At 60.6% G+C, this 21,378-nt stretch carries 16 protein-coding genes; 11 read left to right on the plus strand and 5 right to left on the minus strand.

Annotated features, from left to right (window positions below):
• The first annotated feature begins 8 nt into the window (after positions 1 to 8).
• Complete coding sequence (locus GA0061102_RS08075; RefSeq protein ID WP_245297950.1) at positions 9 to 1,217, plus strand: MFS transporter; 1,209 nt, start codon at positions 9 to 11, stop codon at positions 1,215 to 1,217.
• Here GA0061102_RS08075 and GA0061102_RS08080 read toward each other — a convergent pair.
• Entirely contained in the window at positions 1,182 to 1,574 is a 393-nt protein-coding gene (locus tag GA0061102_RS08080) for a winged helix-turn-helix transcriptional regulator (protein WP_092845715.1), read from the minus strand. The genes GA0061102_RS08075 and GA0061102_RS08080 overlap by 36 nt on opposite strands.
• 104 nt (positions 1,575 to 1,678) lie before the next feature.
• Between GA0061102_RS08080 and GA0061102_RS08085 the strand changes: the two genes are divergently transcribed.
• Together GA0061102_RS08085 and mgtE are read left to right on the plus strand one after the other, a co-directional pair.
• On the plus strand, positions 1,679 to 2,692 hold the full coding sequence (locus GA0061102_RS08085; protein WP_092845717.1) for a zinc-binding alcohol dehydrogenase family protein: 1,014 nt from the start codon (positions 1,679 to 1,681) through the stop codon (positions 2,690 to 2,692).
• Positions 2,693 to 3,047: 355 nt separating this feature from the next.
• Positions 3,048 to 4,421 carry a magnesium transporter gene (gene mgtE, locus GA0061102_RS08090; protein ID WP_092845719.1) on the plus strand — a complete coding sequence of 458 codons (1,374 nt, stop codon included), beginning with the start codon at positions 3,048 to 3,050 and terminating at the stop codon, positions 4,419 to 4,421.
• Positions 4,422 to 4,472: 51 nt separating this feature from the next.
• Here mgtE and GA0061102_RS08095 read toward each other — a convergent pair whose 3' ends face one another.
• The gene (locus GA0061102_RS08095) at positions 4,473 to 4,946 is read right to left on the minus strand and encodes an Lrp/AsnC family transcriptional regulator (protein WP_092845721.1); all 474 of its coding nucleotides are present in this window, start codon (positions 4,944 to 4,946) and stop codon (positions 4,473 to 4,475) included.
• Between the two features lie 145 nt (positions 4,947 to 5,091).
• Here GA0061102_RS08095 and GA0061102_RS08100 point away from each other — a divergent pair, with 145 nt between their 5' ends.
• Complete coding sequence (locus GA0061102_RS08100; protein ID WP_092845723.1) at positions 5,092 to 6,006, plus strand: DMT family transporter; 915 nt, start codon at positions 5,092 to 5,094, stop codon at positions 6,004 to 6,006.
• A gap of 102 nt (positions 6,007 to 6,108) precedes the next feature.
• On the opposite strand, the gene GA0061102_RS08105 is transcribed toward GA0061102_RS08100, so the two are convergent.
• Positions 6,109 to 6,636, minus strand: a complete 528-nt coding sequence (locus GA0061102_RS08105) for a GNAT family N-acetyltransferase (RefSeq protein ID WP_092845724.1) — start codon at positions 6,634 to 6,636, stop codon at positions 6,109 to 6,111.
• A gap of 6 nt (positions 6,637 to 6,642) precedes the next feature.
• Positions 6,643 to 8,307, minus strand: a complete 1,665-nt coding sequence (locus tag GA0061102_RS08110; protein ID WP_092845726.1) for an electron transfer flavoprotein-ubiquinone oxidoreductase — start codon at positions 8,305 to 8,307, stop codon at positions 6,643 to 6,645.
• Between the two features lie 293 nt (positions 8,308 to 8,600).
• Here GA0061102_RS08110 and GA0061102_RS08115 point away from each other — a divergent pair, with 293 nt between their 5' ends.
• The 6 genes from GA0061102_RS08115 (at position 8,601) to GA0061102_RS08140 (ending at position 16,972) form a co-directional block, all read left to right on the plus strand.
• Positions 8,601 to 9,389 carry an SDR family oxidoreductase gene (locus GA0061102_RS08115; protein WP_092845728.1) on the plus strand — a complete coding sequence of 263 codons (789 nt, stop codon included), beginning with the start codon at positions 8,601 to 8,603 and terminating at the stop codon, positions 9,387 to 9,389.
• A 426-nt stretch (positions 9,390 to 9,815) separates the two neighbouring features.
• Entirely contained in the window at positions 9,816 to 11,057 is a 1,242-nt protein-coding gene (locus GA0061102_RS08120) for an efflux RND transporter periplasmic adaptor subunit (protein ID WP_092845730.1), read from the plus strand.
• Positions 11,054 to 14,173: an efflux RND transporter permease subunit gene (locus tag GA0061102_RS08125; RefSeq protein ID WP_092845732.1), complete on the plus strand. Its 3,120-nt coding sequence runs from the start codon at positions 11,054 to 11,056 to the stop codon at positions 14,171 to 14,173. Before GA0061102_RS08120 ends, GA0061102_RS08125 begins: the two co-directional genes overlap by 4 nt.
• A 234-nt stretch (positions 14,174 to 14,407) precedes the next feature.
• Positions 14,408 to 15,697, plus strand: coding sequence for an Hsp70 family protein (locus GA0061102_RS08130; RefSeq protein ID WP_092845734.1), 1,290 nt, complete (start codon positions 14,408 to 14,410; stop codon positions 15,695 to 15,697).
• A 55-nt stretch (positions 15,698 to 15,752) separates the two neighbouring features.
• Positions 15,753 to 16,640 carry a uracil-DNA glycosylase gene (locus GA0061102_RS08135; RefSeq protein ID WP_092845736.1) on the plus strand — a complete coding sequence of 296 codons (888 nt, stop codon included), beginning with the start codon at positions 15,753 to 15,755 and terminating at the stop codon, positions 16,638 to 16,640.
• A 140-nt stretch (positions 16,641 to 16,780) separates the two neighbouring features.
• Entirely contained in the window at positions 16,781 to 16,972 is a 192-nt protein-coding gene (locus GA0061102_RS08140) for a hypothetical protein (protein WP_037153128.1), read from the plus strand.
• A gap of 313 nt (positions 16,973 to 17,285) precedes the next feature.
• On the opposite strand, the gene GA0061102_RS08145 is transcribed toward GA0061102_RS08140, so the two are convergent.
• A complete protein-coding gene (locus GA0061102_RS08145; protein ID WP_092845738.1) occupies positions 17,286 to 18,161 on the minus strand; it encodes a hypothetical protein in 876 nt (291 codons plus the stop codon).
• Positions 18,162 to 18,656: 495 nt separating this feature from the next.
• Between GA0061102_RS08145 and pepN the strand changes: the two genes are divergently transcribed.
• On the plus strand, positions 18,657 to 21,305 hold the full coding sequence (gene pepN, locus GA0061102_RS08150) for an aminopeptidase N (RefSeq protein ID WP_092845740.1): 2,649 nt from the start codon (positions 18,657 to 18,659) through the stop codon (positions 21,303 to 21,305).
• The last annotated feature ends 73 nt before the right edge of the window (positions 21,306 to 21,378 follow it).

Below are 21,378 nucleotides of genomic sequence, written 5' to 3' on the forward strand. Positions count from 1 at the left end.
TGAGCGATATTGCCGTCGAGGCCCTCGATACCCAAACCTCCCTGGAAACACCGTCACGCACCGCCATCGCGCTGGTGACATTGGCTCTGGCAGTCGGCAGCTTCGGCATCGGCACGGGCGAATTCGTCATCATGGGGCTTCTGCCTGAGGTCGCCGATACCTTCGGCGTCACCACGCCGGAAGCGGGCCATGTCATCAGCGCTTATGCACTCGGCGTCGTCGTCGGCGCGCCGATTATTGCCGTGCTCGCCGCCAAGATGGCGCGTCGCACGCTGCTGCTGCTAATGATGGCGCTCTTTGCCGCCGGCAATATTTCCAGCGCGTTTGCGCCGACCTTCGAGAGCTTCACAGTATTGCGCTTCATCACCGGGCTGCCGCACGGCGCCTATTTCGGTGTTGCAGCGCTCGTTGCCGCTTCCATGGTGCCGGTCCACCGCCGCGTCCGGGCCGTCGGCCAGGTCATGCTCGGCCTGACCATCGCCACGCTGATCGGCACGCCGATCGCCACCTATCTCGGCCAGCTTCTCGAGTGGCGCGCTGCCTTCATGATGGTCGGCGGTGTCGGCCTCGTCACCATGCTTCTCATCGCCCTCTTCCTGCCAAAGGACAAGGTCGAGGAAGGCGCCAGCATCACCCGTGAGCTGGGTGCGCTCAAGCGCATTCAGGTCTGGCTGTCGCTTGGCGTTGCCGCCATCGGCTTCGGCGGCATGTTTTCCATCTTCAGCTATGTCGCGACGACCACGACCCAGGTGGCAGGCCTCGGCTCCGCCATGGTGCCAGTCGTGCTTGCGCTGTTCGGCATCGGCATGAATGTCGGCAACATCGTCGGTTCGCGTCTCGGCGACATCTCGATCAAGGGAACGATCGGCGGCATGATGGTTTTCAACATCATCATCATGACGCTCTTCTCACTGACGGCTGCCAATCCCGTCATGCTCTGCATCTGCGTCTTCCTGATCGGCTGCGGCTTCGCCGCCTGCCCGGCTGTGCAGACCCGGCTGATGGACGTGGCAGCTGATGCGCAGACGCTGGCCGCCGCCTCCAATCACTCCGCCTTCAACATCGCCAATGCGCTCGGCGCCTGGCTCGGTGGCCTGGTGATTTCATGGGGCTTCACGGCGGCAGCGACCGGCTATGTCGGCGCAGTTCTTTCCGTCGGTGGTCTTGCCGTCTTTGCCCTTTCAGTTAGCCTGGAGCGCCGCACCGGTCACGCATGAGGCCAGCTGCTGGCGGCCGTCGTGGCAGAATACATTCTCTTCGCCCCATACGGCCATGGCCTTGATGATCGGCCCCAGGCTGGCGCCCAGCGGCGTCAGAGCATAATCGACGCGCGGCGGCACCACTGGAAAGACGGTGCGTGATACCAGCCCGGACTCTTCCAACTCCCGCAGCTGCTTTGTCAGCATGCGCTGCGTCACCGACGGCAATTTGCGGCGGATCTCGTTGAAGCGCAGCGTTCCCTCCATCAGGTGAAACAGGATCACGCCCTTCCATTTGCCGTCGAGCAGGCTCAACGTCGCCTCGACCGGACATCCCGGAAAATTCCTGACAAGTTTGGAGCGGGGAACCGACATCGACAGTATCCTTTTTGTACCTACGTACAGAAATTGTGCATTCTTGCGCCTTCCGACGATAATGCGCATCTAGCCTCTGTGCAACAAACCGAGGAGCCTCCCCCATGCGCGCAGTCGCCTACAAGCAACCACAGCCCATTTCCGCAGAAACATCCCTGATCGACGTCGAACTGCCGATCCCCGAAGCAAAGGGCCGTGATCTGCTCGTCGAAGTGAAGGCGGTTTCGGTCAATCCCGTCGATGTCAAAGTCCGCGCCAACGTCGCCCCGAGCGAAGGCGAATACAAGATCCTTGGCTGGGACGCGGCCGGCATCGTCAAGGCGGTCGGTCCAGAGGTCACCATGTTCGAGCCGGGAGACGAAGTCTTCTACGCAGGCGCCATCAACCGCGGCGGTTCAAACGCCGAATTCCATCTTGTCGACGAACGCATTGTCGGCGCCAAGCCGAAGAGCCTTAATTTTCCGGCTGCTGCCGCATTGCCGCTGACCTCGATCACGGCCTATGAGACGCTGTTCGACCGCCTGAAGATTCAGGATCCCGTTCCCGGCGCAGCCAATACCATCCTCATTATCGGCGGCGCTGGCGGCGTCGGATCGATTGCCATCCAGATCGCACGCGCCCTGACCGACCTCACCATCATCGCAACGGCATCCCGACCGGAAACGCAGGCCTGGGTCAAGGAGCTGGGCGCGCATCACGTCATCGACCATTCGAAGCCGCTTGCGCCACAGATCGAGGCACTAGGCATCGGCGCACCGGCCTTCATCTTCTCCACGACGAATACCACCGACCATATCGCATCTATCGTCGACGCCATCGCGCCCCAGGGCCGGTTCTCTCTGATCGACGATCCGAAGACGCTCGATGTCGTGCCCTTCAAGCGCAAGGCAGTGTCGATCCATTGGGAGCTGATGTTCACACGCCCCCTCTTCAACACGGCCGACATGATCGAGCAGCACAAGCTGCTGACCAAGGTCGCCGAATTGGTTGACGCCGGCAAGATTCGCTCGACGCTGACCGAGACGGCTGGCACGATCAACGCCGCCAATCTGAAGAAGGCGCATGCCCTCGTCGAGACCGGCAAAATGAAAGGCAAGATCGTTCTGGCGGGTTTCTGAAAGACGGAAATTCACAACAATTCGGGCCGGATGCAAAACATCCGGCCATTGCATTTTGACAGATCCACACCCCAGAATGTTGCATCGCACAAATTTCAGCCGCCTAAGCAAGTTTTTCTTGCGACATCGGGCCTTAAACTGCTTCCACCTCTTGACTTTTTATGCCTTCGGCGCGACTTCTCCGCACATGGGGAACAGCGTTTTTTCCATGCCGATTAACCGGAGCCATCTTTCGATGCCTAGCGACAGTAGTAGTCGATTGCCTTTGCCGTCAGTAGCATTCGTGCACTAACCGACTCCTGTCGGCTCGCCACGATCCGCTACGACGGCGGATCGACTGGAAAGGCGAGCTATAATGAATATCAACAGCTTTCCCATGCGGGCTGGCAATGCCGCTCGCGCCTTTATCAATAACAACCGCGGCGTGACCATCGCGGAACGTGTCGAGTCCTTGAATGTGCTCGATGCGGCCGAAGCCGCAAGCATCCTCGCCAAAATGCCGGAAGAGCGCGCCGTGCGCATTCTCGACCGGCCGGAACTGCGCAACGCACCCGCCATTCTCGAGGTCATGGGCAATGCAGACGCCTCTCGGCTGCTGCATGGCATGTCCAACGACCGCGTCGCAGACGTGTTGCTCGAGATGGATGTCGAGGTACGCGCCCGGCTCTTCGCCACCTTCGACGAACATACCCGGCAGGCGATCCAGGGCCTGATGGGCTATCCGCCGCGCACGGCCGGCGGCATCATGACGACGGAATTCGTCAGCGTATCGGCAAGCTGGACGGTTGCGCAGACGCTCGACCATGTTCGCCAGGTCGAGCGCTCCCGCGAAACGGTCTACGCCATCTATGTGCTCGATGACGAGACGCATGTGCTGCAGCGTGTCGTGACGCTGCGCCGTCTGATCACCGGCGAGCCCGATGCCTGTATTCTGACCGTGGCACAGAAGGGCACGCCGGTCACGGCGCCGCCGCTGATGAAGCAGGAGGACGTTGCCCGTCTGATCCGACGCCACGATCTGCTGGCGCTTCCTGTTGTCGACGACAAGGGCCATATGCTCGGCATCGTCACCGTCGACGATGTGATCGATACGATGATCGCCGATACGACCGAAGACGCCCAGAAGTTCGGCGGCATGGAAGCCCTCGGACAGCCCTATATGAAGATCAGCTTTGGCGGCATGATCCGCAAGCGCGCCGGCTGGCTCGCAGCCCTCTTCCTCGGCGAGATGCTGACGGCGAGCGCCATGCAGCACTTCGAAGGCGAGCTGGAGAAGGCCGTGGTGCTGACCTTGTTCATCCCGCTGATCATGAGCTCCGGCGGCAATTCCGGTTCGCAGGCAACGTCACTGATCATCCGGGCGCTGGCGCTCGGCGAACTGAAGCTTTCGGACTGGTGGCGCGTGGCGCTGCGCGAACTGCCGACCGGCATCGTGCTCGGCGCTATCCTCGGCCTCGTCGGCTTCACCCGTATCGTAGCCTGGCAGAGCCTCGGCCTCTTCGACTACGGCCAGCACTGGCAGCTGGTCGGTTTTACCGTCTTCGCAGCCCTGATCGGCATCGTGACCTTCGGCTCGCTCGCCGGCTCGATGCTGCCGTTCATCCTGCAGAAGCTGCGGCTTGACCCCGCCAGCGCATCGGCACCCTTCGTCGCGACGCTGGTCGATGTTACCGGCCTGGTGATCTACTTCTCTGTGGCACTGCTGATCCTCAGCGGCACGATGCTCTGAGGACAACGAACATTTCTATGGCGAGGGGCCGGCGACGGCCCCTTCTCATTTCTACTCCGGCACCGGCAGTTTCAGCGCACCATTGGCCTTGATGGTGCGGATCGCGAAGTTCGAGCGGAGATCGACCACGCCGGGAAGGACCAGAAGCTTTTCTGACATTACCTTTTCATAGGCTGCAAGGTCTGCCACCACGACTTCCGCCAGGAAATCGGCCGATCCCGAGATCAGATGGCAGGCGACGATCTCGGGAATGGCAAGCAAAGCGGCCTGCTGCGCTTCCGAATTCTCCTTCGAGTGATGGCCGACCTTGAGCTCGACAAAGACCGTCAGACCGAGACCGGCTTCCTTGCGATCGATATCGGCGCGGTAGCCGCGCAGCAACCCCGATTTTTCCAGATTGCGAATACGCCGCAGGCAGGGCGACGGGGAGAGATTCACCCGTTCGGCGATCTCGACATTGGTGGCGCGCGCATCATCCTGCAGGCAGTTGAGGATGGCAATATCGAATTTATCCAGTTTTGGCATATTCGGGAAACTCAAGTTTCTGTATTGGCAGATTATTGCTCATAGCATGATTTTCAAGCCATAACTAGCAAGGACATGCCTCGGCTTTTGGCGCTATGTTTTCCTCATTCGAACGATAAACCGGATTGTTGGAAAGGATACCTCGATGACCGCTTTGTCACTCTCCACCCGCAAGGCAACCCCCACTGCGATCGGCTATGCCGGCGCTGTCGTCACCGTATTGATCTGGGCGAACTGGATTCTGGCAACGCGCCATACGGCCGAGACGCAAATGAGCACGATCGACCTCGGCCTGATCCGCTACGGCGTGCCGGCCCTGGTGCTGGCTCCGGTCTGGTGGCGGACCGGCCTGCTGCCGAAGGGCGTGCCGCTGAAGCTGCTGGCGCTGATGATCTGCGGCTCCGGCGCCCTCTTCTTCCAGCTGACCACATTCGCCATTCAGTTCACGCCAGCTTCGTCGGCCGGCATTCTGCTTGGCGGTTCCATGCCGCTGGCAACGGCGCTGATCGGGGTCCTGCTCTTTCGCGAACGGCTTGATATGACCCGCTGGCTCGGACTTGGCGGCATCGTCGCCGGCGTCGCGATCCTTCTGGCTCGTAGCCTCTATGGCGTGCAGATTTCCTGGACCGGCTTCACGCTGCTGCCGCTCGCCGCCCTGCTCTGGGCAAGCTACACGCACGCCTTCCGCCGCTCGGGTCTGAGCGCCCTGCAATCGAGCGCTATCATCGCCGTCTGGTCGTTCCTGATCCATGTCGGTCTGGCCGCCGTCTTCGGCAGCTCGCTGACCTCGGTGCCGCTGCCGGAAATCGGCCTGCAGATCGTCAGCCAGGGCCTGCTGTCCGGCCTTGCCGCAACACTCGCCTATGGCCTTGCCGTCCAGGCTCTTGGTGGCACGCAGGCCGCAGCCTTCACCGCCATCACGCCGGTTCTCGCCACCATCGGCGGCGGCTTCCTGCTCGGTGAAGAAATCGGAGTGGCCGGCATCGCCGCAGCGATCGTGACCGGCGCCGGTGTCGCCCTCTCTACCGGCCTGCTCGCCCGCAAGCCCGCCCAGCATTAAATCTCATCTTGCGGATACATGGCGCTTCGATCGGCGGCCCAGGGTTTCAAGGAAACGCTGGACCGCTCTTTCTATTTGCCCTCGCGCTTCACGGGACAAGGATCAAAATCGGAGCGCCATTGCCACGCGTCTGGCCGGGTCGGCACCGTGGGCAATCTCGTTTTTCAGGATTTGCGTGAGACCGCTGGGCCTCTCTCCATCACCCAGGATGCGAAATCCCGCCGAAGCATAGAACGGCGCGTTGAACGCAACGTGCCGGTCGGTCGTCAAAGTGACGCCCGCTGCTCTTTGCGTTCTTTCAGCCGCAATGGCAGCATCCATCAGCCGCCGCCCGACGCCCCGCTTCTGCCAGCATCTGACGACATCGATTTCGGCAATGTGAACGGAGCCGTCCTTCCAGATGCCGGCTAGGAAGCCGAATGGCTGATCCTCGCCGTCGACGGCGACGAACAACAGGTGCTCCGCCAGAGATTGCTGCAACACATCGAGCGGCAAAGAGGTGGGCTCGCAGGCAACCGCGCCGGCCTCATGCAGAGCCCAGAAGGCGTCGATCTCAATAGCGGCGAGCAAATGCAGCTCGTCGACCCTGGCTGAGCGGATCATCCAGGTGCCTTGCTCGATCTCGGTCATTTCGTCTCACATATTCGGGTAGACCGGTCCCTCGCCACCCTGCGGCGGAACCCAGTTGATGTTCTGGTTGGGGTCCTTGATATCGCAGGTCTTGCAGTGGACGCAGTTCTGGGCGTTGATAACGTAAGTTTCCTTGCCGTCTTTCTCCACCCATTCGTAGACGCCCGCCGGACAGTAGCGCGTCGACGGGCCGGCAAAAATGTCGTGCTCCGACGATATCTGCAGCGCCATGTCATTGACCCGCAGATGCACCGGCTGATCTTCCTCATGGTTGGTGTTCGACAGGAACACCGAGGAGAGGCGATCGAAGGTCAAAACGCCATCCGGCTTCGGATAGTCGATTTTCTGGTGCTTGGACGCGGGCTCCAGCGAGGCGGCATCCGTCTTGCCATGCTTCAGCGTGCCGAAGAAGGAAAAGCCGAACAGCTGGTTCGTCCACATGTCGAGGCCGCCGAGCGCCACGCCGACCGCCGTGCCGAACTTCGACCACAGCGGCTTGACGTTTCTGACGCGCTTCAGGTCCTTGCCGATATCCGTCTTGCGCCATTCGTTCTCGATCTCGATCACTTCGTCGTTGCCGCGGCCGGCGGCAATCGCGTCGGCAATCTTCTCGGCCGCCAGCATTCCCGACAACACCGCATTGTGGCTGCCCTTGATGCGGGGAACGTTGACGAAGCCGGCCGAACAGCCGATCAGGGCGCCGCCGGGGAAGGTCAGCTTCGGCACCGACTGCCAGCCGCCCTCGGTGATGGCGCGCGCACCATAGGAAATGCGCTTGCCGCCCTCGAAGGTGCCGCGGATCGCCGGATGCGTCTTGAAGCGCTGGAATTCCTCAAAGGGGAAGAGATAGGGGTTCTTGTAGTTCAGGTGCACGACGAAGCCGACGGCCACCAGATTGTCTTCCAGATGGTAGAGGAACGAGCCGCCGCCTGTCTTCATGCCCAACGGCCAGCCGAAGGAGTGCTGCACCAGGCCTTGGCTGTGGTGCTCGGGCTTGACCTGCCAGAGTTCCTTGATGCCGATCCCGAATTTTTGCGGCTCACGATCTCTCGACAGATCGAACTTGGCAATGATCTGCTTGGCGAGCGAGCCACGCACGCCCTCGCCGATCAGCACATATTTGCCCATGAGCGCCATGCCGCGCGTGTAGTTCGGACCGGGCTCGCCGTTCTTCTCGATGCCCATGTCGCCGGTGGCGACCCCGATGACGACACCCTCGTCGTTGTAGAGCACTTCGGTTGCGGCAAAGCCTGGATAGATTTCGACGCCGAGGGCTTCCGCTTTCTCGGCGAGCCAACGACAGACATTGCCGAGCGAGACGATATAATTGCCGTGATTGCTCATCAGCGGCGGCATCATGAAATTCGGGAGGCGTACCGCGCCGGCGGGTCCGAGGAAGAGGAAGTGATCCGCCGTCACCTCGGTCTTGAAGGGATGGCCCTCCTCTTCGCGCCAGCCGGGCAGCAGGCGATCGATGCCGATCGGATCAACGACGGCGCCGGAGAGGATATGGGCGCCGACCTCGGCGCCCTTTTCGAGCACCACGACCGTCAGATCCGGATTGACCTGCTTCAGCCGGATCGCCGCAGACAGCCCCGCAGGACCCGCCCCGACAATCACAACGTCGAATTCCATGCTCTCGCGTTCCGGCAGCTCGCTCGCGTCAGTCATTCACTCTCTCCGCCTGGCCGGCATCCCACTATGTTGGATCGCAGCCCTATCCCCTTTGGGTATCTTCCCCGTTTCAGATATCTCTTGTCAAAATGGAGAGGGATTGTCGAGCCGGGAAGCGACAGGCAATCCTCCAATTTGGCAAGGGCAGCAATCAAATAAATTACCTTTACGTTCACGTCAACTTTTGACACCATTTATCGGACGGCTCATGCAGTCCGGCTTTCAAAAGCAGCGGGCGGCGCTCTATATGCTTCGCCAGGGAAATTCGGATAGCAGAAAGGATAATCGGGATGGATCTTCGTATCGACGGGAAACGTGCACTTGTGCTCGCCTCATCCAAGGGCTTGGGGCACGGCATCGCCGTTGCGCTGGCGCGAGAGGGCGTAAACGTCCTGCTTTGCGGCCGCAGCGGAGAACGGCTTGACAGCAATTGCAATGCCATCAACGCCGAAGGCAGAGGCCGGGCCGACTGGGTCTGGGCGGATCTCAGCGACGAGACCTTTGTCGAGACCGTCAGCAAGGCCGTGACCGAGAAGCTCGGCGGCATCGACATTCTTGTCAACAACAGCGGCGGCCCGACGCCCGGAACGGCGGAAGACATCACCGCCGAGCGGCTGGAAACCTACTTCTTCTCTATGGTCGCCCGGATCATCAGCCTGACCAATACATTGCTGCCGAGCATGAAGGCTCAAGGCTGGGGACGCATCCTCACCGTCGCCTCCTCCGGCGTCATCGAGCCGATCCCCAATCTGGCACTCTCAAATACGCTGCGGCCTGCGCTCGTCGGCTGGAGCAAGACGCTGGCGAGCGAAGTGGCGGCGCATGGGATCACAGTGAACATGCTTTTGCCCGGCAGCATCGCCACCGATCGCCTGGCAGATCTCGACGCAGCCGCTGCCAAACGTAGCGGCAAAAGCCTGGAAGATGTCAGCGCCGAGCGTCAGCAGCGCATTCCAGTCGGCCGCTACGGTCGCATCGAGGAATTCGCAGCGACAGCCGCCTTTCTGTGCAGCGAACCGGCAAGCTATGTGACGGGAACGATGGTCCGCTGTGACGGCGGCGCCGCACACTCCCTTTGAAATCGCCGCCACGACCGAAGAGCGGGCCCTTGTAAACAGGGCCCGACAACACAATTACGTGAGCGATGAGAGCGGCCGCTATGAGCTTTGCGCGCCATCTCTCTACTATAAACACCCTATAGAGATGCTCTGCCGTCCAATTATTACATAACGGCAATCAAAAAATAGTCATTTGACTATTTGCTGCACTGCACAAACAGAAGCAATGCGAAAGCTTTCCAAGCTTTAATTTTTCGTCCCATCGAACTGTGGTAAATTGCACTGGATCAGCGTTCACGAATTCACGTTATAGGGACAGAATTACCGAACGTTAGCGATAACGGTGATGTGATGGATTGCGGCGAAGCTCGTCTTTGTTGTGCGGCGCAATAAATACACCTCAAAGTCATCGCGCTTTCTGCAACTCGCTTTGACCGGTTCTTTAATATGAAAAAATTTTGGCTTCCCCTCGGCCTTCTTGTCGTTGCAGCCCTTTTTGCCTGGGGCTACCGCGATCGTATTCCTTTTCTTTCCACATTCCTTGATAAGGCCTCCGCAGAAACCAAGAACAGTAGCAAGACGGCACAGGCAGGCGGCCACAAGCGCGATTCTGGTCCCACCGCCGTCAAAACGGTTGCCGTTGTGAAGAGAGCGCTGCCGAACGACGTGACGGCCACCGGCTGGGCCGACGCACAGGATACGACGACGATCGCGGCCCAGGAAGCCGGGCTCATCGTAGAGGTCGAGGCGCAGGACGGCGCGATGGTCAAGGCCGGCGACCTCATTGCCAAGCTCGATGCCCGCACCGCGCAGGCCACGGTCGAAAAGGATCAGGCAACACTAGCCAAAGATCAGGCAACGCTGACAGCGGCAGAGACAGCCCTCACCCGCGCCAAGAGCCTGCTCAACAATGCCGGCACGCAGCAGACCGTCGACCAGGCGGTCGCCGCGCGCGATACGGCTGTTGCCACGGTCAACGGCGACAAGGCGCAACTCGCATCCGATCAGGTGCTTCTGGAACACACCGAAATTCGCGCGCCTTATGGCGGTCGCCTCGGCAACGTGCAGCTCAGCGTCGGCGCCTATGTCAGCGCGGGAACGGCCATCGTTTCGATCGCGCAATACAATCCGATCTATGTGAAGTTCCATCTGCAGGAGAGCCATCTCCGCGAACTGGAAGAGGCCATGCAGGCCGGCAGCGTGCCGGTCAGCACCGTGCCGCGGTCCGCGGAAGGCAAATCGCGCCAGGGCGCGATGAGCTTCTATGACAACCAGGTTGATGCCGCCTCCGGCACCATTCTTGCCAAGGCGAAGTTCGACAATGCCAACGGCGCCATCTGGCCCGGCCAGTCGGTCAACATCGTCGTCCACTTCAACGACAACCAGCCCGTCATCGTCGCCCCCACGGTTGCGATCAGCCCTGGGCCGGACGGCTTCTTCGCTTATGTCGTCAAGGACAACAAGGTTCATATGACCCCTGTCACCGTGGCACGGCAGAACGGCGGATTCACCGCGCTCGCCAAGGGCCTTGCGGAAGGCGATCATATCGTGACCGAAGGACAGGTACAGTTGAACGACGGCCAGAATGTCGTCGAGCAATATAGCGACGCCGCACCGCAGAAGCTTGCCTCGGCTAGCGATCAGCCGGGTCAGAAAACTGAAACAATCTCTGTCGGAGCGCAGCAATGATACCCAGTTTCTGTATCAGGCGGCCGGTCGCAACGACACTTCTGGCGTTAGGCGTGGTCATGGCGGGCATGGCGGGTTATCAGCTCGTGCCCGTTGCGGCCCTGCCACAGGTCGACTTCCCGACCATCAACGTCACGGCACAGTTGAGCGGCGCTTCGCCGCAAACGATGGCGACATCGGTTTCGACACCGCTGATCAAGCAGTTCGAAACGATCCCGGGTATCAGTGAAATCTCGTCGACCAACTCACTCGGCAATACCAGCGTCGTTCTGCAGTTCGATCTCAACCGCAATATCGATGCCGCCGCCGCCGACGTTCAGGCCGCGATCTCGCATGCGACGCGGCAGCTGCCCGACAATCTGACGACGCCGCCAAGCTACCGCAAGACCAACCCTGCCGACGCGCCGGTCATGCTGCTTGCCGTGCAGAGCGATACCATGCCGCGCAGTAAGCTCGACGAAATCGCCGAGGACATCATTTCACCATCGCTGTCGACGCTTCCCGGCGTCGCCGAAGTGACGGTTTTCGGCGCGCAAACCTATGCGGTGCGCGTGGAAGTCGATCCCGCCAAGCTGCAGAATCGCGGTATCGGCATCGATACAGTCAACAGCGCGCTCGTCAGCTCCAATAGCCAGGTCCCGGTCGGCACTCTGCAGAACAATTCACAGAGCATGACCATCAATGCCAATACACAGCGCACCAATGCCGCGGAGTTCCGCTCGCTCGTCATCGCGAACCCGAAGGGCGCGCCGATCCATCTGAGCGATGTCGCCGACGTTCAGGACAGCGTGCAAAACACCAATACCGGCTCCTGGTATGACGGCAAGCGGGCGATCATCCTCGCCATTCAGCGACAGCCGGACGCCAATACCGTCGATGTCGTGGATGCCATCAACGCCAAGCTGCCGCAGCTGCATGCAGAAATTCCGGCATCTGTGAAGACGATCGTCATGAACGACTCTGCTCAGCCGATCCGTGATGCGATCTCTGACGTCAAATTCACGCTGCTGCTGACGATCGGCCTTGTCGTGCTGGTGATCTATCTCTTCACCGGCCACGTCACGGCGACGATCATTCCGGGCCTTGCCGTGCCGCTGTCGCTGGTTGCGACCTTCGGCATGATGTATGTGCTCGGATACAGTATCGACAATATCTCCCTGCTCGGATTGACGCTCGCGGTCGGCCTCGTGGTGGACGATGCCATCGTCATGCTCGAGAACATATTGCGTCATGTCGAGGAAGGCATGCCGGTGCTTGAGGCGGCGCTGAAGGGGTCGGCTGAAGTCAGCTATACCATCATCTCGATGTCGATCTCGCTGATCGCCGTCTTCATTCCGATCCTGCTGATGGGCGGCGTCGTCGGCCGAATCTTCAACGAATTCGGCATGGTCGTCGCCATCGCCATCGTATCCTCGGCGATCGTGTCTCTCACCGTCACCCCGATGCTGAGCTCGCGTCTGTCGGCCGGTCATGACGACGCGCCCTATCCGGTGCGCCTTTTCAACAAGGGCTTCGACTGGACCCAGCGCGGCTATGACAAGGGCGTTGCCTGGTGTCTGCGCCATCGCGGCACGGTGCTGATGAGCTTCCTCGCCTCCGTCGCCCTTTCGGCCTATCTCTTCATGGTGCTGCCGGCGAGCTTCTTCCCGACCGAAGACATCGGCCGCCTGACGATCTCGACGCAGGCTCGGCAGGATATTTCCTACCCGGCAATGCAGGACCTGCAGAACCAAGCCGCTGCGCTCGTAAAACAGAACTCGGCCGTCGCCCACGTCATGTCCATCGTCGGCGGTAACGCACGCCAGCCGCTCAATAACGGCACTATGTATGTCGAGTTGAAATCCAAGGATCAGCGCGAACCGCTGGATCAGACCCTGCGGGAACTGCGCGGCAGCATCAGCAAGATAGCCGGCCTCAAGGTGTATATCACACCGCAACAAAGCCTGCGTTTCGGCGGCCGCCAGACGGCCAGCCAGTATCAGCTCGTCGTTCAGGCCTTGAGCGCGGACCAGACGAACCTCTGGGCCAACAAGATCGAAGACGAGATGCGGCGCGATCCGCGCTTCACGGACGTCGCCTCGGATGCCCAGAACAACGCCCTGCAGGCCAACATCGTCGTCGACACCGAAAAGGCCTCTGCCTACGGCATTAGCAACAATCAGTTGCGCACGTCGCTCGAAGAAGGCTTCGGTGGTTATAACGCCGCGCAGATTCAGTCGACCGGCGACAGCTACAACGTGATCGTCGAGTTCGACACCTCCAAGCCCTGGGATGACCAGAGGCTGCAGGAAGTCCAGATCGCCTCGGCAAGCGGCGCTCTCGTTCCGCTGTCCAACTTCGCCCATGTCGAACGCACAACAGGCCCCGTTACCATCAACCAGACCGGCCAGCTCGTTTCGACCACCGTGTCCTTCAACTTGCCGGCCGGCGAAGCACTCGGCGATGCCACGGCGCAGATCGAGCAGATCAAGAAGGATCTCAACATGCCGGCGGACGTCTTCACGTCCTATGGCGGCACGGCGCAGATCTTCCAGCAGTCGCAAGGCAGCACGCCTTACCTGATCCTGGCCGCCGTGCTGACGATCTACGTGGTCCTCGGCGTTCTCTACGAGAGCTTCATCCACCCGCTGACCATTCTCTCCGGTCTGCCGGCTGCCGCTCTCGGCGCGCTGCTTGCCTTGAAGGTCTTCGGTTTCGACCTGTCGATCATCGCGCTGATCGGCTTGCTGATGCTGATCGGTATCGTGAAGAAAAACGCAATCATGATGATCGACGTGGCGCTCGAAACGCTACGCTCGACAACCGGCATGTCGCCGGCGGAAGCGATCCACGAGGCTTGCGTCCGTCGTTTCCGCCCGATCATGATGACGACCTTCTGCGCCCTACTCGGCGCCCTGCCGATCGCGGTCGGCGGCGGTGCAAGCTCGGAACTGCGTCAGCCGCTCGGTATCGCTGTTGTCGGCGGCCTGGTGGTCTCGCAGATCCTGACGCTGTTCATCACGCCAGTGATCTTCCTCGAGATGAACCGCCTCAACGACTTCCTCGGTCGTCTCGGCAAGCGCAAGGACAAGGACCCGCATCACAAGGAGCCGCCGACAGCCATTGCCGCGGAATGATATTGCAGCGGGCGCCGAAAGGTGCCCGTTTCATTTGCCGGCGGGCAGAAGCGCATCGGGTGCGGAAGCCGCCACCCGCGGATCTGCTGGACGGGAAAAATAAAAGCCTCCCCACGTCTTGAACTTGACGTCCGGCCATGTCATGACGCGCCCTCTTTGCGACAAGGGCACGCCTTGCGCCTCATAAGGGGCTTTGCCCCAATCCAGACAATTTCGACGGAAGGGAGTGCGGGCATGGCTCGGGCGCTTGGTTTCGACTTCGGCACCACGAATACTGTCCTGGCGATGGCCGATGGACCCGCGACGCAATCGGTCGCCTTCAGCAGTGCGGCCGGTACGGCGGACAGCATGCGCACGGCCCTTTCCTTCATGAAGGATCCCGGGCTCGGAGCGGCAGCCCCGAAAGTCGAGGCCGGGCATGCGGCCATCCGCCAGTTCATCGACAATCCGGGCGATTGCCGCTTCCTGCAATCGATCAAGACCTTTGCCGCAAGCGCGCTCTTTCAGGGCACGCTGATCTTCGCCAAGCGCCATAGCTTCGAAGATCTGATGGAGATTTTCGTACGGCGGCTGCGCGCCTATGCCGGGGAAAATTGGCCGGGCGACGTTTCGCGGATCGTCACCGGGCGGCCCGTTCATTTCGCTGGAGCCAACCCGGATCCGGCGCTCGCAACGGAGCGCTACAATGCCGCCCTCTCCCGCTTCGGCTTCCCTGAAATCCACTATGTCTACGAGCCGGTGGCGGCCGCCTTCTACTTCGCGCAGAACCTGAAGAAGGATGCGACCGTGCTGGTGGCCGACTTCGGCGGCGGTACGACGGACTATTCCCTCATCCGCTTCGAGACCATCGCAGGAAAGCTCACGGCTACTCCCATCGGCCATTCCGGTGTGGGTATCGCCGGCGATCATTTCGATTTCCGGATGATCGACAACATCGTCTCGCCAGCCATCGGCAAGGGCAGCTACTTCAAGAGCTTCGACAAGCTGCTGGAAATGCCCTCCTCCTATTACGCCAACTTCGGCCGCTGGAACCAGCTTTCGATCTTCAAGACCTCGCGCGAATATGCCGATCTGAAGACGCTGGTTCGCAGCAGCCTCGAGCCGGAGAAGCTGGAGACCTTTATCGATCTCGTCGAGCATGATGAAGGCTATCCGCTCTATCAGGCCGTATCGGCAACGAAGATGGCGCTTTCCGCCGAGGAGGAGGCCGAATTCAACTTCCCGCCGCTCGGCAAGGCCGGCCGTCGGCACGTCCGCCGCGCCGACTTCGAAACCTGGATTACAGATGATCTCGCCCGCATCGAGGGCGCACTCGACGACGTGCTGACGACCACGAACACGTCGCCAGACGCGATCGACAAGGTGTTCCTGACGGGCGGTACCTCCTTCGTACCGGCGGTGCGTCGCATCTTCACCGAGCGTTTCGGCCAGGAGCGCATCGAGACCGGCGGCGAACTGCTGTCGATCGCCCATGGTCTCGCCCTGATCGGCGAGCGCGAGGACATCGCCCAGTGGACGGCGTGAGATAGCGGCCTCCCCCGCCCTTTCGTTCCTGCGCCGCTTTGGCTAGAGTTCCCTCATGATTTCCGCCAGCGACCTCACACCGGCCGAACTTGCCGCCCTTCTGCATTTTCATGCGGATGCCGGCGTAGACTGGCTGCTGGAAGAACAGCCGGTCGATCGTTTCGCCGAATTCGAGGCCATGCGTGCCGCCCGGCAAGGGGCAAGGGCGGCGCAGCCTCGGCCGGAAGCACCGCAGCCGGCGGCAAAAGCACAGCCGGATCGCCGTCAGGCCGCAAAGCCGGCCGCGGCACCGCCTCCTGCTTCGCCGCGCAATGCGCCTGCCATTCCTGACGAACAGGCCGTCGAACAGGCCCGCTTCGCCGCGGAAAGCGCGCGTTCGCTCAGCGAGCTCAGGACCGCGATCGAAGCCTTCAACAGCTGCAATCTCAAGAACAGCGCCCGTTCGACGATCTTTGCCAGCGGCACGCCAGAAGGCCGAATCATGGTGATCGGCCCAATGCCGAGTGCCGACGACGATCGAGAAGGCACGCCGTTTGCGGGCCGCGCCGGCCAGCTGCTGGACAAGATGCTGGCTGCGATCCGCTTGCAGCGAGACGAGATCCTGCTGACCAACGTCATTCCGTGGCGCCCGCCCGGCAACCGCGCGCCCTCAGCGCCGGAAATCGAGATATGCCGCCCGTTCATAGAACGACAGATTGCCCTTGCCGAACCGAAGGCCTTGTTGCTGCTCGGCAATTTTACCGCGCGGCATTTCTTCGGAAGCGCCGAAACGATTCATGGGCTGCGCGGACAATGGCGAGACATCAGCATTCTCGGCCGGACCATACCGGCGATTGCCAGCCTTCATCCGCAGGAATTGCTCACCGCGCCCATCAACAAGCGGCTTGCATGGAATGATCTGCTGGCCTTCAAGAGCCGCATTGACGCTGAAATTTTAGGCTGATTTCCACCACAGTTAACGGAATATGACACCAGTCATGCGTTTTAGGCATGACAGTCCTTCAGTGTTGTGCATTGCAAAATCAATGTTGCGTTGCAATATATAGTCCTGTCTTGGGAGGAATCTCGAAAGGAACCAAGGCAATGACTGCACGTTTTCGTCCTATCCACAGCGGGTTTGATACCCTGCGTCGCGCCCTTGAGCCCGTGCGCGCCACAAACGGACATCGCAACCTCGGCATCGCCGCCAATGAGCAGATGACGGCCCGAGGAACAGGCGTTTCGGCCCGCGTTGGCCGACCCACCGCTATTTTCGCCGATTTCCGCGCCTGCTAATCGACAGGCGCGAGAATCGCGCGTTCAGCTTGGAGTTTCTATCTTTCAGGAATTGTATCATGTCTTCGGGTTTGCGTTCGCTTGTCACTTTCTTCGATTCGGTCGGGCACATCGGCTCCGCCGTGCGAGCCGCGGAAGAGTTTGAACGCGCGCGTCATCTTCGCGGAGACGAATGCCGCGACAGAAGCCCTGCCTGCGCGGCAGCGGCAAGCATTCCTCTATAAGGAATTTGGGGCGGGATCCTCAAGCATCGATCCCGCTATGCCCTCTCTGGGAGACACACCTGGAAAAGCCAGGCAACATCCCAATCAGATCACGCCTTCGGGTCGGACCGCCCCGTGGCGGCCTGCGCCCAGGCAAAAGCCTCGTCGACCGCCGCCAGCTTCACGGCCTGCCATCTGCAATACTGATCCAGAAAATCACGCGATATCCACATTCGCGTTTTTTTGGTCTCGTCGTGCCAGCCTATGTCACCACGATCGGCGGATTTGCGCAGGAGACGCTGCAGATGGGTGCGCGATATCATGAAATGCGCTGCAAGCGCGCGCGCGTCGACACGACCGACATCGATCCGCGCATCGGTCTCTCCGCTGAGATCCAATTGCGACATGATGTAATCGACGACGAGACCGCCCGCCTCCGTCCAGAGAAACAGGCCGACGCTTTCCGGCGGTTCGCGCCAAGCCTCCGTCTCCAGGCAATGGCGCGCCATGCGCGGCTGCGCCAGATCCATCAATTGCGGAGAAGCGGCGAGTGCAGCGGCACGGCCGCCATCATCGAGCAAATCGAGCGCAGCCAGATTGGAGAGGCACCAACCGAACATCCCGGTGTGGCTGATCTCGGCCGGCACGTAGCGCCGCGGACGCCGGACATTGCCGGGAGCGAGCATCAGGAAGCGATAGGTGAGCAGCTCGTCGATAAAGCTCAACACCGTGTTGCGACTGGCAACGCGGTGATGCGTGATCAGATCGCGAAGTCCGACAACCGTCAGTCCTGAGCCGGGTACCGCCGGATCATATTCAAAATGAAGGGCATAGGCTGTCTGCGTCAGAAGCCAGCGCTGATGCGAGGCGAGCATGCGCGCGATCCGGGGACCATGGTCGTAACGATTCCGCAACGCCTCCGCGAGGAAGCGCAACGACACCATGAATTTGGGATGACGAGCAAGCTGCTCGATAGAAAAGCTCAATCGGGCCTCCTTGGGGTGCCCTTCTCAACTGTCTACAAAAGGAGGATGTTTCATTTTTGTGAACGAATTCACCGGAATCGATCATAATTCCGACATCTAATAGCATGCTATAGTTATGTAGATGCGCTTATACCGCAAGAGGTTAAACAAATAATTTACTTTAAGTAGCTGTTTCTCTGAGCAAACTGCATGTCTTTCCAGAATGGTATCGCGATGATGATCCTACACCCTTGAGGCAGCGATTGCCCCTATGCCCATAAGAAGCTGGCGATCGGTGGCCTTTACGGACTTTGAGTATACATCTCGAAGCGGCACTCAACCGGACGAAGAAGGCGGTTCGCCGATCAAATATTTGCTGTGCCGTAACAGAACATTTCCATGTAATGATATGACTTTAACTTTGGTTCAGATTTCGATGTAATGATGCGGCGACTTTCAGTCCGGAGGAGGGCTTCGGACTGTGCCGCAAGAAGCGTAGCCTGATCAGGATAGACCATGCGAACAGATACCGGCCAGATCGTAAATCTGGCAGACTACCGTCCTACCGACTTCGTTCTGGAACGCGTGGACCTTACCTTCGATCTGCATCCGACCGAAACCAAGGTGGAAGCGCGGCTGATCTTTCATCGCCGCGAAGGCACCGACCCGAGGGCGCCGCTGGTGCTCGACGGAGACGAGCTGGTGCTCGCCGGGCTGCTGCTCGACCAGTCAGAACTGCCCGCAGGGCAGTATGATGTCACGCCCGACGGACTGACCGTTCGCGACCTGCCGGAAAGCACACCCTTCGAGCTCACCATCACGACGGTGATCAATCCCGAAGCCAATACGCAATTGATGGGCCTCTATCGCACCGGCGGCATCTATTGCACGCAGTGCGAAGCCGAGGGCTTCCGCCGCATCACCTATTTCCCAGACCGGCCGGATGTTCTCGCCCCCTACACGGTCAACATCATCGCCGACAAGGACGCCAATCCGCTGCTGCTGTCGAACGGCAATTTCCTTGGCGGCGCCGGCTATGGCGAAGGCAAGCATTTCGCCGCCTGGTTCGATCCGCACCCGAAGCCGAGCTACCTCTTTGCGCTCGTCGCCGGTGATCTGGGTGTCGTCGAGGATACGTTCGCGACCATGTCCGGCCGTGAAGTGGCGCTAAAGATCTATGTCGAGCATGGCAAGGAGCCGCGCGCTGCCTACGCCATGGATGCGCTGAAACGTTCGATGAAATGGGATGAAGAGCGGTTCGGCCGCGAATACGATCTCGACATCTTCATGATCGTCGCCGTGTCGGACTTCAACATGGGGGCGATGGAGAACAAGGGCCTCAACGTCTTTAACGACAAATATGTGCTCGCTGATCCCGAGACGGCAACCGATGCCGACTACGCCAATATCGAAGCCATCATCGCGCACGAATATTTTCACAACTGGACCGGCAATCGCATCACCTGTCGCGACTGGTTCCAGCTCTGCCTCAAGGAAGGCCTGACGGTCTATCGCGATCACGAGTTTTCCGCTGACGAGCGCTCTCGCCCCGTCAAGCGCATTGCCGAAGTCCGGCATTTGAAGTCGGAACAATTTCCGGAGGACAGCGGCCCCCTTGCCCATCCGGTGCGACCTACGACATACCGTGAAATCAACAACTTCTATACGACAACCGTCTATGAGAAGGGCAGCGAAGTCACCCGCATGATCGCAACCTTGCTCGGCCGCGATCTGTTCAAGAAGGGCATGGACCTCTATTTCGATCGGCATGACGGGCAGGCTGTCACGATCGAAGATTTCGTCAAATGCTTCGAGGATGCCAGCGGCCGCGATCTCGCGCAGTTTTCGCTCTGGTATCATCAGGCCGGTACGCCGCTCGTGACGGCTTCCGGCGCCTATGATGCCGATAGCAAGACATTCACCCTGTCGCTCGAGCAGATGATACCGGCAACGCCGGGTCAGACCACCAAGAAGCCGATGCACATTCCTCTGCGCATGGCGCTGCTGGCCGAAGACGGTGCCGCGATCACCCCGGCGTCCATCAGCGGTGCGGAGCTGACCGACGACGTGCTGCACCTGACAGAACAAGCGCAGGAGGTCGTTTTCCATGGCATCCCGTCGCGGCCGGTCCTGTCGCTGAACCGCAGCTTCTCGACGCCGATCAATCTGCAGTTCAATCAGAGCGCTGGCGATCTGGCGCTGATCGCGCACTACGAGACCGACCATTTTGCCCGTTGGCAGGCGCTGATCGACCTCGGGCTGCCCAATCTGCTGCAGGCCGTTCGCGATGTCCGCCAGGGCATTGCTGTCACCTGCGATTCCGCCTTCGTCGACGCCCTGCTGGCGGCTGCGAATGACGACAGCCTGGAGCCGGCCTTCCGGGCGCAGGCGCTTGCCCTGCCGAGCGAAGCCGATATTGCCCGCGAGCTTGGCGGCGACACCGATCCGGACGCCATTCATGCGGCGCGCCGGGCCATCCTCAAGCGGATCGCCGAAACCGGCAAGGATATCTTTGCCGCGCTCTACGACAGCATGCAGACATCAGGCCCATTCAGCCCCGATGCCGCAAGCGCCGGACGCCGGGCACTGCGAAACGCGGCTCTAAGCTATCTCTCGCAGATGGACGGCACTCCGACCCGCGCCAAGGCCGCCTATGATGCGGCAAACAACATGACCGATCTCAGCGCCGCGCTAACGATTCTCGCGCATCAATTCCCGGAGACCGCCGACACCACAGCGGCGCTGGATCATTTCCGCGCGCGCTTCTCCGAAAATGCGCTCGTCATCGACAAATGGTTTGCCATCCAGGCGGGGATTCCCGGCCCGGACGCGCTGGGGCGCATCCAGCGGCTCATGGAAGCGCCATCGTTCAAGCGCAGCAATCCGAACCGCATGCGCTCCCTGCTCGGCACCTTCGCCTTCGCCAACCCGACCGGCTTTGGCCGTGCCGACGGCGCCGGGTACAATTTCCTCGCCGACGAGATCCTGGATATCGATCAGCGCAATCCGCAGCTCGCCGCCCGTATCCTCACCTCCATGCGCTCCTGGCGTCTGCTGGAACCGGTGCGTGCCGGCCATGCTCGTTCGGCGCTGGTGCGGATCGAGCGCGCGGGTGGTCTTTCGGCCGATGTGCGCGACATCGTGGACCGCATTCTCAAGGAGTGATTTCGGTCGCTCCGCATACCCATTGAAAAGGCTGATTTGCCTTGGCCTTTTCAGCTTCAGCGAGTCCCGAATG

The sequence above is a fragment of the Martinezella miluonensis genome (genome assembly GCF_900094545.1).
Lineage (GTDB): Bacteria > Pseudomonadota > Alphaproteobacteria > Rhizobiales > Rhizobiaceae > Rhizobium > Rhizobium miluonense.

Excerpts from the sequence above, each read along its gene's own strand:
- GA0061102_RS08080 (WP_092845715.1), bottom strand. The coding sequence starts at position 1,574 with ATGTCGGTTCCCCGCTCCAAACTTGTCAGGAATTTTCCGGGATGTCCG.
- GA0061102_RS08085 (WP_092845717.1), top strand. The coding sequence starts at position 1,679 with ATGCGCGCAGTCGCCTACAAGCAACCACAGCCCATTTCCGCAGAAACA.
- mgtE (WP_092845719.1), top strand. The coding sequence starts at position 3,048 with ATGAATATCAACAGCTTTCCCATGCGGGCTGGCAATGCCGCTCGCGCC.
- GA0061102_RS08095 (WP_092845721.1), bottom strand. The coding sequence starts at position 4,946 with ATGCCAAAACTGGATAAATTCGATATTGCCATCCTCAACTGCCTGCAG.
- GA0061102_RS08100 (WP_092845723.1), top strand. The coding sequence starts at position 5,092 with ATGACCGCTTTGTCACTCTCCACCCGCAAGGCAACCCCCACTGCGATC.
- GA0061102_RS08105 (WP_092845724.1), bottom strand. The coding sequence starts at position 6,636 with ATGACCGAGATCGAGCAAGGCACCTGGATGATCCGCTCAGCCAGGGTC.
- GA0061102_RS08110 (WP_092845726.1), bottom strand. The coding sequence starts at position 8,307 with ATGACTGACGCGAGCGAGCTGCCGGAACGCGAGAGCATGGAATTCGAC.
- GA0061102_RS08115 (WP_092845728.1), top strand. The coding sequence starts at position 8,601 with ATGGATCTTCGTATCGACGGGAAACGTGCACTTGTGCTCGCCTCATCC.
- GA0061102_RS08120 (WP_092845730.1), top strand. The coding sequence starts at position 9,816 with ATGAAAAAATTTTGGCTTCCCCTCGGCCTTCTTGTCGTTGCAGCCCTT.
- GA0061102_RS08125 (WP_092845732.1), top strand. The coding sequence starts at position 11,054 with ATGATACCCAGTTTCTGTATCAGGCGGCCGGTCGCAACGACACTTCTG.
- GA0061102_RS08130 (WP_092845734.1), top strand. The coding sequence starts at position 14,408 with ATGGCTCGGGCGCTTGGTTTCGACTTCGGCACCACGAATACTGTCCTG.
- GA0061102_RS08135 (WP_092845736.1), top strand. The coding sequence starts at position 15,753 with ATGATTTCCGCCAGCGACCTCACACCGGCCGAACTTGCCGCCCTTCTG.
- GA0061102_RS08140 (WP_037153128.1), top strand. The coding sequence starts at position 16,781 with ATGACTGCACGTTTTCGTCCTATCCACAGCGGGTTTGATACCCTGCGT.
- pepN (WP_092845740.1), top strand. The coding sequence starts at position 18,657 with ATGCGAACAGATACCGGCCAGATCGTAAATCTGGCAGACTACCGTCCT.